The following is a 14648-nucleotide window of genomic DNA, read 5'->3' as shown; positions in this document are numbered from 1 at the left end:
ATTCCTGTATGATCCTCGCGTCCAAGATGATTGCTGTCGAGCCAAGTCGGACCAAGTGGACGCCGCTCACGGAAGAAGATCGCAACGCCGTTCTGGCGGAGCTGGAGACTGTCCTCTCCAGTTCACACTTCTGCAATAGCAAGCGCTACCCCGCTTTCCTTCGTTATGTTGTTCAGCAGACCCTCAACGGGAACGGCGATCAGATTAAGGAACGCACCCTCGGGATAGAGGTCTTCGGCAGGACGCCGGACTACGATACCAACGCTGACACCGTGGTTCGCTACACGGCGGGGGAGGTCCGGAAGCGACTCTCTCTGTACTATCACGAGGCGGCCGACTCCCCGATTCACATCTATCTCTCCGCAAGATCCTATCGGCCTGAGTTCCTGCGTTTTCCCGAAGAAGCACCAAGCGCGCTGCTTCAACCAACAGCGTTCTTAGATAAGCAGGATGCTCTCTTCGAACTTCCGATGGCCAGTTTGCCAAGCATCGATCCTGCCTTGGGCGGGCGTACTCGAAAGATCCTTCGGCCACTGCTCGCAGTCGTTTTGATTGCTCTCTCCTTCGTTGTTGCACGAAGCCTATGGAACCGAAGCTCCTCAGAGGGAATTAACCGTTTCTGGTCGCCGATCTTACAGGCAAAGGGCCCCACACTCATCTGTCCCGGCGGAGTAGTGTTTTCTCCAAGCAGTGACGTTCATACCAAAGTCGCGGACCAGACGGTTCTAAATCCTTTCTTATCGTTCGAGAATGGTTTGGCGATGGGCCGTGTAGCTGCCCTTTTGAACGCGAAAGAGAATGACTACCGCGTGCAGTCGTCTGCATCGACAACGCTCGCCCAGATCCGGGAGAGCCCGGTGGTTCTAATAGGCGCTTACAACAATGAGTGGACGCAACGTCTGCTTCTTCCCTTGCGCTTCCACTTCAACGCTGAACCGAACGAACAAATAGTAGATGCGCTACAGCCGTCAAAATATTGGGCTCGAGACAAGTCCAAGCCTTATTCTGATAGTCCTGACTATGCACTTGTGGTCCGCTTCCGCAATCCGTCGACTGACAGTGTTGTGGTAGTTGCAGCGGGCTTGCAACGATACGGGACAGATGCGGCCTCTCAATTCATCGTCTCGCCGCGGCTGCTCGACATTCTCAATCGACGCGTTGGCTCTGATTGGGCCAACAAGAACATTGAAGTAGTGCTAAAAGTCGATGTCGTGCAGGGTAGAGTGGGTGCGCCGATAGTCCAAGACGTCTATCTCTGGTGAACAGAACGTACGAAGGATGGATACCCGGTAATTCCTCTCGTTCAAGCGTCGCCATTCTCACCCACCCCAGTGCCGGTCCCTCAGAGATGGGCGTTTGGATGAAACTCGGCCGGCTAAAATCCGACGCGACCTGCACGGATGAGCGCAGAGAAATCGGGAGATTGTCCTACGGTTCGCGCAAAAGGGTTGATGTGTTCCCGCTGTTTCAGCTCCACGAAGGGAAGACCGTCCGTGACCAACCGTCCGCGCTCGTAGAGCAGTTCATCCAAAGTCCCATTCAGGAGTAACTTGTAGCTCCAGGCCTTAGGTTTGGGAAGGTCTTCACTCAGCTTGCTGTCGAGCGTGGTGGTGCAATTTTTTGTCACCGCGTTGTACCACTCCGGATGCTCACGTAGATGATTGAGATAAGTCACGTAAGTAAGGAAGAACTTCCGTACAACATCAGGCGGTGCGTTGGTCCGGTACATGTAAACTTCCTCGTCCTTCCGGTAGTTCGTGCGCAGCCTGATTACATCGCGTTCATCTGCAGCTATAAAGATCAATTCGTATTGGCGGAAGAACCCCAGGATCGCCGAGTAAGTTTGCCCGGGCTTATAGCGGGCCTCGATTGAAAAAGCGAGATGTTGGTTATCGCCGAAATCAAAGCTCACAATCGGATGGCCGATCCAGCGAACGCCCCAGTTAACGAAGAAGAAGTCAGCCGCGCGAAGATCGGAGAGATTGTAGGTCCGGTCGCTCCAGCAATCGGAATATTCGGTCTCCGAGTGATAGTCGCAGTTGCGGACGTTATGCACTGTAATTCTGTCTCCCGCGGTCTCGGCCCACGCCGTCCGTGCCACATCTGGCCGCCAATTTCCATCATCGGACGGCTTGAGGCTCAGCCACCATCCAAGGACGACACAAAAACAAAGTAGGCAACACAAGGCACGGTGCCGCCCGGCCTTGGCGACAAGAAAAATCAAGGCCACAATATAGATCGCTGCGAATACAACACGAAGCGAGAGAATCCGACAATCCACATAGATCGCGGCCACCGCCCAGAGATTCAGCAGAAGAAGTACGAACCCGATGAACGTAGCTGCAAGCACCCGGCACAGTTTTCGAAGGAAGCTTGATCCTGACCGAGGTGAAGCCGGAATCTGATAGGTTTGGGTGCCAGTCATTAGTCCGCCTCTTTCGTACCTTGACCTCTCCGCAGCCAGAGATCACCATAGCTAAAACGTCTTTCATCTCAGGAAGCGAGGGGCGTGGTTATGCTGCTCGTAACAGCGTGAGTTTTCCGTCGGATGGAAGCGAATCGATTCTAGTGTATTCGGCACGAAGATGCGTGTCGTGACCGTCGACACCTGCATAAGTGCTAGTTGCGGGATTATGGGCGTTTTCAGCGGTAGGGGCCTCAGTCCGGCAGCGACTTCGACCCCACGTCGCTGCCAGGAACGGATAAGCTGCCCCACGACTTGAACCGCAGTCGTTTTGATGGAAGCCCCTAAGCTTAGGGCTGTGTCAGGGAAGGTGCTAGGAAATCTGACGCCAAAATGACACCCGCGGAAAGGGGTACCGTGAAGTTGTTGGAATAATTGGTGGACCTGATCGGGATCGAACCGATGACCTCTTCCGTGCCATGGTACCGGCGAAAGCGAAGTTGTTGACTATAAAATGGTTAGAAGTAGGCAAAACCGGCCTTTCGGCGTACTTTGAGACCAATTTGACACCAAACTTGTGGGCTGTGAGCTGCGTCGTGGCGGGGCAGCTCACAATCCTTTCTTTGCTCGAAAAGGTCTCCATCTGGCAGCGATGGTCGGACTGGTCACTACAGCTGACTTGCTGGAGTCAGCCGTGCAGCAAGGCCATTCCTTCGAGGTTTCGAGAAGCCTGTACATCCCAGCGAGTTGCTGGGCAGAGAGGGCCGCTACTTTACTGCGTGCGTGGGAAAGCCCAATTCAGAAGACAATTAAGATCGCGGGGGCTTCGGGCGCCGCATCAGTGATCACTTGATGCCGAGACCTGCAAGTTTTTCGTAGAGCAAACGCCGATGGATTCCGAGCCGCCGAGCGGCGTCCGACTTGTTGCCCTGAGATGCCATCAGCGCCTGCTCTATGAGATGGCGTTCCCAACTTGCGACCGCCTCATGGAATGGCATTCCCATCGCTGTCTGAATGTCGAAAACGGCAGGTGAAGAACTCTTCTCCTTCGTCAACTCCTCTTGGATCTGTTCGGCTGTGATGGCGCGTCCCCCAGCCCTGACGGCAGCACGTTCGATCAGATGCTCCAATTCCCGCACGTTGCCCGGAAAGGAGTAATTGTGCAGGGCCATTATCGCGTCGGCAGCAAGTCCGGTTGAAGCGATTTGATTGCGTTGGGCATAGCGCGCGAGGAAATACTCTGCCAACGGGAGTATGTCGGACTGACGTTCGCGAAGCGGAGGGAGCCGAACAGTGAAGGCATTGAGACGATAGAAGAGGTCGGCACGAAAGGTCTTCTGTTCAACATCATCTTCCAATGGGCGGTTCGTGGCCGCAATCACCCGGACATCGGTATGGATGGAAACCGTTCCGCCGACCCGCTCGAATGTGTGTTCCTGCAAGACACGCAGGAGCTTGGGCTGAAGCGACAGCGGTAGTTCTCCGATCTCGTCTAAAAAGATCGTGCCTCCGTCTGCGGCTTCAAACTTCCCGCGTTTCTGGGCGATTGCTCCGGTGAACGCCCCGCGTTCGTGTCCGAAGAGTTCAGACTCCAGCAGCTCGGGAGGCAATGCTGCACAGTTGAGGATGATGAAGGTGCGACGGCTTCTCGCGCTGTTCTGATGGATCGCGCGGGCAACAACCTCCTTCCCCGTTCCCGATTCCCCCAGCAGCAAAACTCCCACGTCGGTAGCGGCGACCCTTCCGATGTTCTTAAAGACCTCAATCCAAGCCGGCGAGTTGCCGATTAGCTGAGGCTTCAACCCTTCTTCGGATGTGGTCATGTCTTCAAGAAAACGGTCTCTGAACCGCTGCTGTCGTAATACTTCGACCTCGCGCTGCAGTTCCATGTGCCGGATTGCGCGAGCTACCGTGGCGAGAGCCAAGTCGATATCGAGTGGCTTCGTGATGAAGTCGTAGGCCCCCAGTTGCATTGCCTGTATCGCATTCGGCCCCGTACCGTGGGCCGTGAGAATGATGACAGGCATGGTCGTAAGTAAACCCTCGGATTGGAGGCTTTTGAGAAATTGCTCCCCGCCTCCGCCGGGCATCTTCCAATCGCAAAGCGTAAGCTCGGGAGTCGTGGTTTGAAGCAAGGTGATCGCTTCTTCAGCATTCGTTGCGACAAGGGTCTGGTATCCCGCATCTGACAGCAGTTCCCGGAGCGTCTCTCGGAAGTTATGATCGTCGTCCACGATGAGCACTTCAGACATCTTGTCCTGCCTCTTCATCCGCCTGTCTTAGCGTATCGCGATCCTCTCTATCCAAGGGAAGCCGGAGCGAAGCGACGGCTCCTCCTCCCTCGTGATTGGCAAGAAGCAATTCGCCTCCGTGAGCCTGAACAATCTCAAACGAGATGGAAAGACCGAGTCCCGTTCCGGTGTCTTTAGTCGTGTAGAACGGGTCCATCGCATGACGCAAGGCTGCCGGGGTAAATCCGCGCCCGCCGTCCATGATGTCGATGCGGGCGAAGTCAGCTTCGAGCGCAGTGCTGATCGTTACGCTTCCAGCTTGTGAGTTGGAATGCGACGCTGAATGCACAGCGTTCTCCATGAGGTTGTCGAGCACCTGGAGCAGCCGGCCTCGGTCTGCCGTGACGACGCAGTGGGATGCCGCCTTGCAGTCAATCTGAATACCTTTGGCCGTTTCTTTGTCTGCCCACGTCGAGGCCGTAACTGCGCATAAGTCATCCAGCGAGACGGGCTGAAGTTGAAGCTGAATCGGCCTGGCGAAGTAGAGCAGACGGCTAATGATCGTGTCGAGGCGGTCGATCTCTTCGAGGATCACTGCGCTACTCCGCCTAGCAGCTTCTGCATCAGTGGAGCGCTGCCACATCTGCGTTCTCATTCTGATCGTGCCTAGCGGATTCCGTAGCTCGTGCGCTATCCCAGCAGCAAATTGTCCCAACGCAGAGAGTCGTTCATTGTGCCGAACCTGGGACTCCAGTGTCCGCTCGTTCTCGATCTTTTCCTGCAAGGCGAGCGCCAGCGAATCGATACCGTGAAGGACGCGGTCGAATTCTTCTAACGGTGGCCGTCCCGTCATTTGCTGCGTGGCTGCGGGTAAACCGCCTTCCAATGAACCCAATCGTTGAAGAACGATGTTGACTCCGCTGCGAATCTCCGTCGTAACGAACACGGCAAGCAACGCGGTCATCAGTGCCGCGATACCAAACCCAACACTTCCAAACAGGAGTTCGCGACTCTGTCCGCCCTCGATTCCAGGGAGACGCTCCATGAGCCAAGCAGCGCCAGTAACTTCATCCGCTCCCCCGGCAACCTCATTTGCTCGGGACGGCTCGTGGATCGGAGCCGCTACAAAGAGGATGGCGTCATGTGGCCCCTCAAAGCGAAATGTCTTAATTGCATTTGCAGCGACTGCTTCACGCGCGAGATTCTCGATAGTAGGCCGCTCTCGCTCGGGCATACCCTTCTCCGCCCCTGGTCCCTCATGGGTTGGGAAGGCGTATCCAATCAACGCATCGGCTCTGGCAGCGTAGAAGCCGCCCTCTACCCCGTCCTCGTGTTGCAGCGTTTCTGCCGTGAGCCCTTTGAGAAGATCAGGTTTGGGATGGGGTGGCCCGTCGCGTTCAGGGTGTGGTGCCGGAGGAGGGGGAGGCGGCGGGGGTGGCCCCGGCTCGATCGCTCGCAGAGAATTATCCGCCGTCCGATGGTCGGCGTAGTTCCGCGCGAGATTGGCAGCCAGGCTGACAAGATGATGCTCGGTCAGTGAGAGCGTTTCCGCATGGCGATTGCGAAGAAACGTAAACAGGCTGATGGCAGCGGCTGCGAGGAATAAGAACGTCAGAACGACGAGCAAAAGGATGCGTGAGCGAAGGCTTCTCCAAAAGATCTTAGGCATTCGGCTCCTCTCTCGTCATGCTCTTTAGAACTTTTATCAAGTACCTGTCGTTATGGTGTGCAACTTAGCTGCCATCGGTAATCGTGCCTGATTTTGGCGGTTGTTATGGAGATCAGATGCTAAGAGCCTCAGCCATCGCGAACGATCTGTACGCAATCCGCACAGCAGGTGAGCGAATTGCGGTCGGGCCAAGACGCCCCGGAGACCTCCAATCCGCGGAATGTGTAGCGATTGAAGGACTTCGGCGGTTCCGAGGAATGGCACGCAGGTTGCCTTACTAAGGACAGAGGTATTGCCGATGTACATTCCATTTTCCCTACGAATCACCACTCTCGGGCTTGCACTTAGCTCTGTGGCGTTTGCGCAGAGCCCGGCTCCCGCACCACCAGCACTTCCCGCAGTCGCACCGAATGGGGCTCTTACTCCTTCGCCAACTCCACAACTCCCCGTTGTCACCCAATCCTCTCGTGTCCGAGCTTTCAACGCGGGCCCGGGCGGAGAGGTACGGAGCCTGTACCTCCAGAATGGCAGCGTGGTTGATTTGGCGCCCGCCCTCGGGGCACAAGTTGGCCCAGCAGTCCGTAAGGGCGAAAAGATAACCGTGACCGGCACGAAATCAGAGATAAATGGACAGTCTTTGGTCGAAGCGGCGAGCGTTCGGTTGAACGATCAGACGTTCTCCGCGAACGCGGCCTCCATTCCTCCTGGCACTGCCGCACTTGCTGAAGGTGCCGTCCCACCGCCGCCGGGTGCGCCCCAAGCACCGCCGCCTTCACCGCGGCGCAGAAACAAGGCTGCCGCACCCGCACCCTGCGGCGTATCGGCTGACGCACCTCCGCCCCCGCCCAATTTCGGTGGGCCTCCTCCGCCCCCTCCGGACGGAGTGGCACCGCCCCCGCCCCCGCCTGACGGAATGGCGCCGCCCCCGCCACCTCCCCAAAACTGAGAATGCGTGACTTCTAAGTGCAAAGTTGTCCCTTGCCGGATGTTCGGGCCATAGCGGCCCGTTATTCGGCGGGGGCAAGCACTGCTTCTCGATCAATCAACCTTGTCTGTTAAGTGGGGACCGACCTATACCCGCATCGAACCCTTTACCAAGAGAAAGAAAGGACTACGTTTATGCCACCCCCGAAGAAGGCTCCGAAGAAAGCTGCAAAGAAGGCCGCCAAGAAAACTGCTGGTCATCACCACGATAAGCATCACCAGGTGAACGACCTCCGGCGTGCTTATGAGCACATGGGGCGGGTCGCGGTTCTCCGGCGGTCCTCGAAGTCGTCTACGGCGGATGCCGTTGCCGAACTTACCACGCTGGCTCAGCGAGCGATAAAGGATGGACATAGCAAAGACGCTGCCGACCTTCTCCGGGCGTCAGAACATCTCAGCTTCGCAGTTCTTGCCGGCGAAGTCTCTGGTGTCGTCCGCATCTCTGCCGAACTTAAACAGTCCATCACGGAACACTTCGATGAACTGAGGCAAAGGGCGGATGAACACTGGGAAGAAGAAGAGGAGCACTCCAACATCTTAGCTGGGATCTATCAAAGCTCTCGCAACAGCGCCGCCAAGGCGTTCAAGACTCGCGCTTATCACCAGGCCCTTGAGTTTGCGCGCGCCGCGGAAGCTCTCGCTCATGTGAAGCAGCATGGTCCCCTCAAGCTTGAGAGAGGCCACAAGAACCTGCAACTCAAAAGCGCTTAGTTCCTCGAAAGTCGTCACCAATGGTCAACGCTACGGAAATCGATCCCGGCAAGAAACGAAGTATTCACGCCCTCGAGGCGACAAACTTCTTTCTCGCCGATGTGCAAACCGGCCTCGGGCCGTTTCTCGCAGCGTACCTCGCGGGAGCCGGTTGGGAGCCGGGACGCGTCGGAATGGCGTTGACCATTGGCGGCATCATCACAGTTGCCCTACAGGCTCCGGCTGGTGCCATCGTCGATCAACTCAGGTCGAAGAGATTGATTCTCGTCCTCGCTTCAGCCGTGCTTGCTGTAGGGGCTGTATTGCTCAGTATTACGGCTGCACCTTGGGCCGTGTATACGTCCCAACTCCTGATTGGAGGTGCAGGGCCATTCTTGGGACCAACACTTGCTGCGGTCACGATGGGAATGGTCGGCGTCACCTTCTTTGACCGTCAGTTTGGAAAGAACCAGTCCTTCAACTCGGCCGGTAACGTGGCTTGTGCGCTCCTGATTGCTGGCATGAGTCACTTGTTCGGAAACCGAGCCATCTTCATCACCGCTGCGGTACTCACCATCCCTACGGTTCTCGCCATCCGTGCGATCAAGAGTAAAGACATCGACTATAACCTTTCACGCGGTGGAGTGAGCCAGGTGGACGGCAAAGAAGTCCCCGCAAGAGCTTCCGTGATGAAAACCCTGTTGGGAGACCGCGTTCTGCTGGTCTTTCTAGGTTGTGCCTTTCTCTTCCACTTTGCCAACGCAGCCATGCTACCGCAGCTCGGCGAGATGCTCTCGCATGGGGCGAAGGCTACTGCGGCTCCGTTCATGTCCGCCTGCATCATCGTGACGCAAGTTGTCATCATGTGCTTCGCTTCGGCTATTGGACGATTCGCCAACCTGCATGGGCGGAAGCCGTTGCTCATGGTCGGCTTTGGAGTTCTTCCAATTCGCGCGCTCCTCTACACCCTGACCCACAACGCGGGAAGCCTGATCGCGATTCAAATACTGGATGGCGTTGCGAATGCGATCTTTGTCGTCGTTTCGATCCTCGTAGTTGCGGACAGAACTCGGGGCACCGGGCGGTTCAACCTGGTGCAGGGCAGTCTGGCAACTGCCGTCGGGCTAGGCGCAGCTCTCAGTAACACCTTCGGCGGAGAGCTGATCCAACATTTCAGCTATCGCATCTCGTTCGTGTCTCTAGGGGCCATCGCCGCACTTGCATTCGTCCTATTATGGACCGCGATTCCCGAAACTCTTCCGAGCGCGAACGAACCGGATAAAGACGTTTCTTCTCCAGCCACTCCCCAGGAGCTTCCAACATGAACAGTCTCGCATCGAAACGTCCATTTCAACCCCAATCACCAGACGCTGCTGGTGTGATTAGCTGGGTTCACTTTGGCGATCTCCACATGACCAAGGCCGGTGAACAGAACCACCTCGATTTGGCCGGAATCGTCAATGAGGTCAATCAAGCATTCGCCGATTCTGTTAGCTTCGTCTTCCTGCCTGGAGACGTAGCCGACGACGGTAGCCGCTCCGCCTACGCGGTGGTGCGCGGAGAGCTCGACCGCCTCAATGTACCGTGGTGCTCCATCATTGGTGACCACGACGTTCATGAGAACAGCTTCGCAAACTTTCGGGAGGCGATGTCGGAACAAACCCACTATGCCTTCACAGTGGGATGCACGCGGTTCTTGGCCATGAATGCCTTTGACGTGCCCGAGCCTCCTTCCTTTACCGTGTACAAAGAGCAACTGAGGTGGTCAGAGCAGGAGTTGCAACAAGCGACGAAGAAAGGCCAGGCCAAAGTTCTTCTGCTGCACTGCTACCCGAGCGACCTTAAGGTCGGCGGAGAAGAAGTAAGTCGTCTCGTTCGTGAGTACGACGTACGTTTGATTGACATGGGACACACGCACTACAACGAGATCGCGAACGATGGCTGGACACTCTACTCTGCCACCCGTTCCACCGGACAGATTGAAGAGGGGCCAGTCGGCTACTCCGTCACCAACATCGACGGCGATGTTGTGAGTTGGCGATTTATCGAACTGGGAAAATTGCCCGTCGCGGTGATTACCTCACCGAGAGATGAGCGGCTTCTGACAAAGTCCAGCGAGATACCGCAAGGAACTTTGAAGATTCGAGCGAAGTTCTGGGGCGACATGGAGGCCGTGGAAGCGACCGCTCATCTGGACGGGCAGACACTCCTCATGAAACGTGTCAGTGACAGTCACGTTTGGGAGGCTGACGTTCCCAGTCCCCGTGAGGGAACCCATCCTTTGAAGGTGTCCTTCCAAGATGCGCATGGGAAGGTCACCACTGACGAGATTCGTCTCGCGGTCGGACAGCGCACGAAACGGAGGTCCGAGCAGCGCGATCAGGAAAACGCACTTGAGGCCTGGCCGGAACATGGACTGCTAGGGACCCAACTCGGACCGAATAAGAATGGAAAGAAGTGGTGATGATCGCGCACATACTGCTCCCCTCCATCGTCGGTTTGTCTATTCTCCTCATGCTCATTCGACCTCGCGGCATCCCTGAGGTCTGGTGGATTGGGGGAGGGGCCGTGCTGCTCGTCGCACTCCGCCTCGTGCCACTTGCGCTGGCCGGCAAAGCTGTTGCCGAGGGCAGCGACGTTTACCTCTTCCTGATCGGAATGATGCTCCTCTCAGAGTTAGCGCGGGAGCAGGGTGTCTTCGACTGGGTAGCTTCAGTAGCCGTTCGAAGCGCGAAGGGATCATGTTCACGACTGTTCGCCCTGGTATACGGCGTGGGAACGCTCGTCACCATCTTCATGTCGAATGACGCTACAGCCGTTGTGCTGACTCCGGCGATCCTCACGGCAGTTCGCAAGTCGAAGGTGGAGCCACTCCCTTACCTTTTCGTTTGTGCCTTGATCGCGAATGCCGCCTCCTTCGTCCTCCCAATCTCCAACCCGGCCAATCTCGTCGTGTTCCATAAGGGTATGCCGCCTCTGGGTCAATGGCTGACGTCGTTCGCAGTCCCCTCCGTCCTTTCGATCGTCGCAACGTTTCTCGTCATGCGCTTCCTCTTCCGCGATGAGCTTTGCAAGTCGATTGACGCAGAGGTCGAAGACACTCCTTTGAGTAGAAACGGCAAGTTGGTCCTGGGAGGCCTGGTCGTCATGATCGGCGTCTTGCTCGCCGCGTCTGCGATGAAAAAGGATCTCGGACTTCCGACATGCCTCGCAGCTCTCGTCATCACGGCCGTCGTTTCGATCAAGGCTAAGCAGAACCCTTGGAAGCTCGGAAAGGAGATTAGTTGGAGCACTCTCCTACTCGTCGCGGGCCTCTTCATCATGGTCGATGCCGTCGAGAGCCAGGGCGCACTTCAGCTGACGCAGTCGTGGTTAGCCTGGGCACAGCGCCTGGCGCCTGCCTCGGGGGCGCTAGTGGTCGGCTTCGTTGTCGGTGTTGGCAACAACGTCATCAACAATCTTCCCTTGGGGCTCATCGCTGGCGGAACTATACAGGCCGCTCACATAAAGGGACTCATCGCTAATGCTGTACTCATCGGCGTCGACCTGGGGCCGAACCTCTCCGTGACGGGATCGCTTGCAACCATTCTTTGGCTGCTGGCCCTCCGGAAGGAAAATCTGGACGTAAGTTTCTGGAAGTTTCTACGAGTTGGAGCGATTGCCATGCCGGTCGCGTTATTAGCTGCCCTTGGCGGCGCAATCGCCATGAACGCCTTCACCGGAAAGTGATAACCAAAAGGAGACGGAAATGAACGCCGGATGGATAATCCCCTTCATCATCATCGGAGGCGCGCTGCAGAGCTGTGGCGCTGCCATGAACGGTCAACTGAATAAGTACGTCGTCAACCCATGGCTTGCGTCCGCAGTCTCGTTCGCACTTATCACCTTGTTCTTCCTGGGCGCATCGCTCATCATGCCGCATCCGCTGCCAACCCGTGAACAGTTGGCTCAAATGCCGTGGTGGGCGGTTGTAGGAGGGCTTGTCGGCGCGGTCCAGGTGTATGCCGGACTGACTCTCGTCAACAAGGTTGGCGCGGGTCCGTTTGTCGGGTTTACCGTGACTGCCGCCTTGGTCACGTCCTTACTGGTTGACCACTTCGGGTGGTTCCGCATGCAGCCCCACGCCTTGAACCCTGGGCGGATCATCGGCGGTCTCCTTCTCGTTGGCGGGATAGGCCTCATTGCGAAATTCTGACCCTCGCGGAGAAAAGCTTCTACTTTGCGATCGCTTAGAGGCCAAGGAAGTGCAGGGCGTGATGCGGCATTCGCGCACCGCGACGACTACCGATGTCTACATGCAGGAGATTCCCGAGAGCGTGCAGCCAACGGTCAACTCCATCAATAAGGAGTTGCGGATGTTGTCTACAAAAATGGCCGGAAAGTCGCGAAGCCACTCCCCGATGCTGTTCTCGTCGGAGGGAAGCCGCTCAAGCGTGGCGCTGCGTCAGTGAAGCTGTTTGAAAATTTGACACCAAATGACACCAAGCGGCAAAGGACGAAGGCCGTAAGTTGTTGATTTATTGGTGGACCTGATCGGGATCGAACCGATGACCTCTTCCATGCCATGGAAGCGCGCTATAGGCGTTTTGTTGACGGCAAAGGACTTATGAGTCGGCACAGTCGGCTAAAACGGCCCAATCGCCGCTAAATGCTACCAATTTGCTACCAAAATCCTAACCGAGCAGGGTCGGGCTGTCCGTGGGGGAGCAGCCCGATTTTCTTCCTTCATGTGTCCGTCGCTTCTGACTGTAGCTTCATTGAATGACAATCTAAAAATAGTCAAACATACATGTATAGGCAATATAAAACTTGTCACTTTGACGACCATCGCCTATATTTAACTTGTCATGCGCAGCGAATTCAGGAACCTTCGTCTAAAACAACTCGATCGTGCTTTGGAGCCTTACCGCACCGCGCGGAAGGAACTGCGCCCGTCGAAGGGGTGGATACGCGCCATTCGCCAGGCACTAGGAATTTCGTCGGGGGAACTGGCACGAAGGCTCGGGACGAGTCGCCAACTGCCTTTGCAACTGGAAAAGGGAGAGGCGGAGGACCGCATCACCCTGAGGAGCCTGCGCGCCGCAGCTAACGCGCTCGACTGCGATTTAGTCTATGCCCTCGTTCCACGGGCTGACAGTATGCAGGAACTCATCGAGAACCGCGCGCGCTCCGAGGCGAAAAATCGCGTTCTTGGAGTCGAACATTCGATGGCACTCGAGAATCAAGCAGTCGGACGAATCGACGAAGCGGTCGAAGGGGAGACGCGGCGCCTCGTCAGAAAGCGCACATCCCGATGACTCTATTTACTACGGGAGACGGCAATACACCGCTGTCTCCTGACGAGCAGGCCGACCTCATTCCTGACCTCACGACAAAGGAAGAATTGAATGAGTGGGAACGCCAGAACATCCTCGAAGCGGCTGCATGGGCGTTCGATCCGCGCAACTTGAATCGACAAGACCCATTCTCCGAAACCTACGTGAGAGAACTCCACCTGCGCATGTTCGACCAGACGTGGAAGTGGGCAGGGGTCTACCGCACCACGGAAAAGAACATTGGCATACCTCACTACCAAATCCGCGACGCGCTGCCGGCATTGCTGGGCGACGTGCGCTATTGGGTAGAACATCAGACCTTCGAACCAGACGAGCTTGCAGTTCGGTTTCACCATAGGCTCGTCTGGATTCACCCGTTCGCAAACGGGAACGGTCGTCATGCACGGCTCATGGCGGATGTCGTCGTGCAACGTTTAGACCGGCCAGCGTTTTCATGGGGTAGCGCAGACATCGTGAAATCCGGTGACTTCCGGCGCAGCTACATCAATGCTCTGCGCGCCGCCGATAAGAATGACATGCAACCCTTGTTGGCCTTTGCTCGATCATGAGATGCCCAAGGAGTCATCAGCGGCAACATACTTGACTCGCCCTTAAAGGGTGATGTGTGGCAGCCTCGGAACAGCTCCGTCCGACACTCACTCACGCAGGCACCACCGCACGCAACCGGATCGAGGTTGCCAGCAGCCAAGCGAGAAGCACTGTCACGGCTAGCCGATTCGCGAGACCGTAGGGCGCGCCCTTGTGAAGCGTGAGGAACTGGAGAACGACAGCGAGTACGACCAGCGCCGCTAGTATCAAGGCGGTGCGCCGATAGGGGCGCCAACGTAGTTGACTCCCGAAGCTCACGGACAGAAGCACGATGGCAAGGACGATGCTCCCGATGTTCACGTAGAAGCTCATGTCATGGATCTCGCCCGTGCGGGTCAATGGCAGCCGCACGTCGGTCGGGAAGATTGCTGAAACCACCAGGCCGATCGACGCGACTCCCAGCAGCAATGTGCCGATGCGAGCGGCGACCAGATTAGGGCCGCTGCGAACCAGTCCCAGCAGCAGCATCAGGCAGCCGCCGCTCATTGCCAGAAAAAAAGTCGTCATGACCCAGCCGTAGGGACCGACAGCATAGTCGCTGATCATGTGGTGGGCCGGCGCATAGTCGGGCCGAAGTACATGCAAAAGGAGCAGCGCGAGTACGGAGTACGTGAAGCACGCAATCGCTGCGGTCGCGAAGAAGACAGACGTACTCTCAACTGTGTGCGTTCTCATGATCGGCCCTCGGTGTGTCGAGTATATTCATGCGGAGTCATCGGTCTGAATCTAGGCTCTTTTCGGCGTTC

The 14648-nt window shown here is 56.7% G+C and carries 14 protein-coding genes; 9 read left to right on the top strand and 5 right to left on the bottom strand.

Features of this window, described 5'->3' with window-relative positions; all coding sequences use genetic code 11:
• The first annotated feature begins 8 nt into the window (after positions 1–8).
• Complete coding sequence (locus HDF12_RS19395) at positions 9–1262, top strand: hypothetical protein (RefSeq protein ID WP_179586062.1); 1254 nt, start codon at positions 9–11, stop codon at positions 1260–1262.
• A gap of 113 nt (positions 1263–1375) precedes the next feature.
• Here HDF12_RS19395 and HDF12_RS19390 read toward each other — a convergent pair whose 3' ends face one another.
• From HDF12_RS19390 to HDF12_RS19375, 4 genes are all read right to left on the bottom strand, one after another.
• On the bottom strand, positions 1376–2425 hold the full coding sequence (locus tag HDF12_RS19390) for an Lnb N-terminal periplasmic domain-containing protein (RefSeq protein WP_179586060.1): 1050 nt from the start codon (positions 2423–2425) through the stop codon (positions 1376–1378).
• Positions 2426–3249: 824 nt separating this feature from the next.
• On the bottom strand, positions 3250–4656 hold the full coding sequence (locus HDF12_RS19385; RefSeq protein WP_179586058.1) for a sigma-54-dependent transcriptional regulator: 1407 nt from the start codon (positions 4654–4656) through the stop codon (positions 3250–3252).
• Positions 4649–6304 carry a sensor histidine kinase gene (locus HDF12_RS19380; RefSeq protein ID WP_179586056.1) on the bottom strand — a complete coding sequence of 552 codons (1656 nt, stop codon included), beginning with the start codon at positions 6302–6304 and terminating at the stop codon, positions 4649–4651. Before HDF12_RS19380 ends, HDF12_RS19385 begins: the two co-directional genes overlap by 8 nt.
• A 669-nt stretch (positions 6305–6973) precedes the next feature.
• Positions 6974–7153 carry a hypothetical protein gene (locus HDF12_RS19375; protein ID WP_179586054.1) on the bottom strand — a complete coding sequence of 60 codons (180 nt, stop codon included), beginning with the start codon at positions 7151–7153 and terminating at the stop codon, positions 6974–6976.
• A 270-nt stretch (positions 7154–7423) separates the two neighbouring features.
• On the opposite strand from HDF12_RS19375, the gene HDF12_RS19370 reads away from it, so the two are divergent.
• The 8 genes from HDF12_RS19370 to HDF12_RS19335 all read left to right on the top strand — a co-directional run bounded on the left by HDF12_RS19370 (position 7424) and on the right by HDF12_RS19335 (position 13862).
• Complete coding sequence (locus HDF12_RS19370; protein ID WP_179586053.1) at positions 7424–7999, top strand: hypothetical protein; 576 nt, start codon at positions 7424–7426, stop codon at positions 7997–7999.
• A gap of 20 nt (positions 8000–8019) precedes the next feature.
• Positions 8020–9303: an MFS transporter gene (locus tag HDF12_RS19365; protein ID WP_179586051.1), complete on the top strand. Its 1284-nt coding sequence runs from the start codon at positions 8020–8022 to the stop codon at positions 9301–9303.
• Positions 9300–10442, top strand: coding sequence for a metallophosphoesterase family protein (locus HDF12_RS19360; RefSeq protein WP_179586049.1), 1143 nt, complete (start codon positions 9300–9302; stop codon positions 10440–10442). The genes HDF12_RS19365 and HDF12_RS19360 overlap by 4 nt, the downstream gene beginning before the upstream one ends.
• Entirely contained in the window at positions 10442–11707 is a 1266-nt protein-coding gene (locus tag HDF12_RS19355; RefSeq protein WP_179586047.1) for an arsenic transporter, read from the top strand. The genes HDF12_RS19360 and HDF12_RS19355 overlap by 1 nt, the downstream gene beginning before the upstream one ends.
• A 19-nt stretch (positions 11708–11726) precedes the next feature.
• Positions 11727–12173, top strand: coding sequence for a DMT family transporter (locus tag HDF12_RS19350; RefSeq protein ID WP_179586045.1), 447 nt, complete (start codon positions 11727–11729; stop codon positions 12171–12173).
• A 58-nt stretch (positions 12174–12231) separates the two neighbouring features.
• Positions 12232–12429, top strand: a complete 198-nt coding sequence (locus tag HDF12_RS19345; protein ID WP_179586043.1) for a hypothetical protein — start codon at positions 12232–12234, stop codon at positions 12427–12429.
• Positions 12430–12825: 396 nt separating this feature from the next.
• A complete protein-coding gene (locus HDF12_RS19340; protein WP_179586041.1) occupies positions 12826–13275 on the top strand; it encodes a mobile mystery protein A in 450 nt (149 codons plus the stop codon).
• A complete protein-coding gene (locus tag HDF12_RS19335) occupies positions 13272–13862 on the top strand; it encodes a mobile mystery protein B (RefSeq protein WP_179586039.1) in 591 nt (196 codons plus the stop codon). Before HDF12_RS19340 ends, HDF12_RS19335 begins: the two co-directional genes overlap by 4 nt.
• A gap of 91 nt (positions 13863–13953) precedes the next feature.
• Here the strand turns inward: HDF12_RS19335 and HDF12_RS19330 are convergent, their stop codons facing one another.
• On the bottom strand, positions 13954–14577 hold the full coding sequence (locus HDF12_RS19330; protein ID WP_179586037.1) for a DUF998 domain-containing protein: 624 nt from the start codon (positions 14575–14577) through the stop codon (positions 13954–13956).
• Positions 14578–14648 lie beyond the last annotated feature (71 nt).

The sequence above is a fragment of the Tunturiibacter gelidiferens genome, from assembly GCF_013410115.1.
GTDB lineage: Bacteria > Acidobacteriota > Terriglobia > Terriglobales > Acidobacteriaceae > Edaphobacter > Edaphobacter gelidiferens.
The sequence above is the reverse complement of the archived record's forward strand: the minus strand, read 5'-3'. Positions and strand labels throughout refer to the sequence as shown.

Excerpts from the sequence above, each read along its gene's own strand:
- HDF12_RS19395 (WP_179586062.1), top strand. The coding sequence starts at position 9 with ATGATCCTCGCGTCCAAGATGATTGCTGTCGAGCCAAGTCGGACCAAG.
- HDF12_RS19390 (WP_179586060.1), bottom strand. The coding sequence starts at position 2,425 with ATGACTGGCACCCAAACCTATCAGATTCCGGCTTCACCTCGGTCAGGA.
- HDF12_RS19385 (WP_179586058.1), bottom strand. The coding sequence starts at position 4,656 with ATGTCTGAAGTGCTCATCGTGGACGACGATCATAACTTCCGAGAGACG.
- HDF12_RS19380 (WP_179586056.1), bottom strand. The coding sequence starts at position 6,304 with ATGCCTAAGATCTTTTGGAGAAGCCTTCGCTCACGCATCCTTTTGCTC.
- HDF12_RS19370 (WP_179586053.1), top strand. The coding sequence starts at position 7,424 with ATGCCACCCCCGAAGAAGGCTCCGAAGAAAGCTGCAAAGAAGGCCGCC.
- HDF12_RS19365 (WP_179586051.1), top strand. The coding sequence starts at position 8,020 with ATGGTCAACGCTACGGAAATCGATCCCGGCAAGAAACGAAGTATTCAC.
- HDF12_RS19360 (WP_179586049.1), top strand. The coding sequence starts at position 9,300 with ATGAACAGTCTCGCATCGAAACGTCCATTTCAACCCCAATCACCAGAC.
- HDF12_RS19355 (WP_179586047.1), top strand. The coding sequence starts at position 10,442 with ATGATCGCGCACATACTGCTCCCCTCCATCGTCGGTTTGTCTATTCTC.
- HDF12_RS19350 (WP_179586045.1), top strand. The coding sequence starts at position 11,727 with ATGAACGCCGGATGGATAATCCCCTTCATCATCATCGGAGGCGCGCTG.
- HDF12_RS19340 (WP_179586041.1), top strand. The coding sequence starts at position 12,826 with ATGCGCAGCGAATTCAGGAACCTTCGTCTAAAACAACTCGATCGTGCT.
- HDF12_RS19335 (WP_179586039.1), top strand. The coding sequence starts at position 13,272 with ATGACTCTATTTACTACGGGAGACGGCAATACACCGCTGTCTCCTGAC.
- HDF12_RS19330 (WP_179586037.1), bottom strand. The coding sequence starts at position 14,577 with ATGAGAACGCACACAGTTGAGAGTACGTCTGTCTTCTTCGCGACCGCA.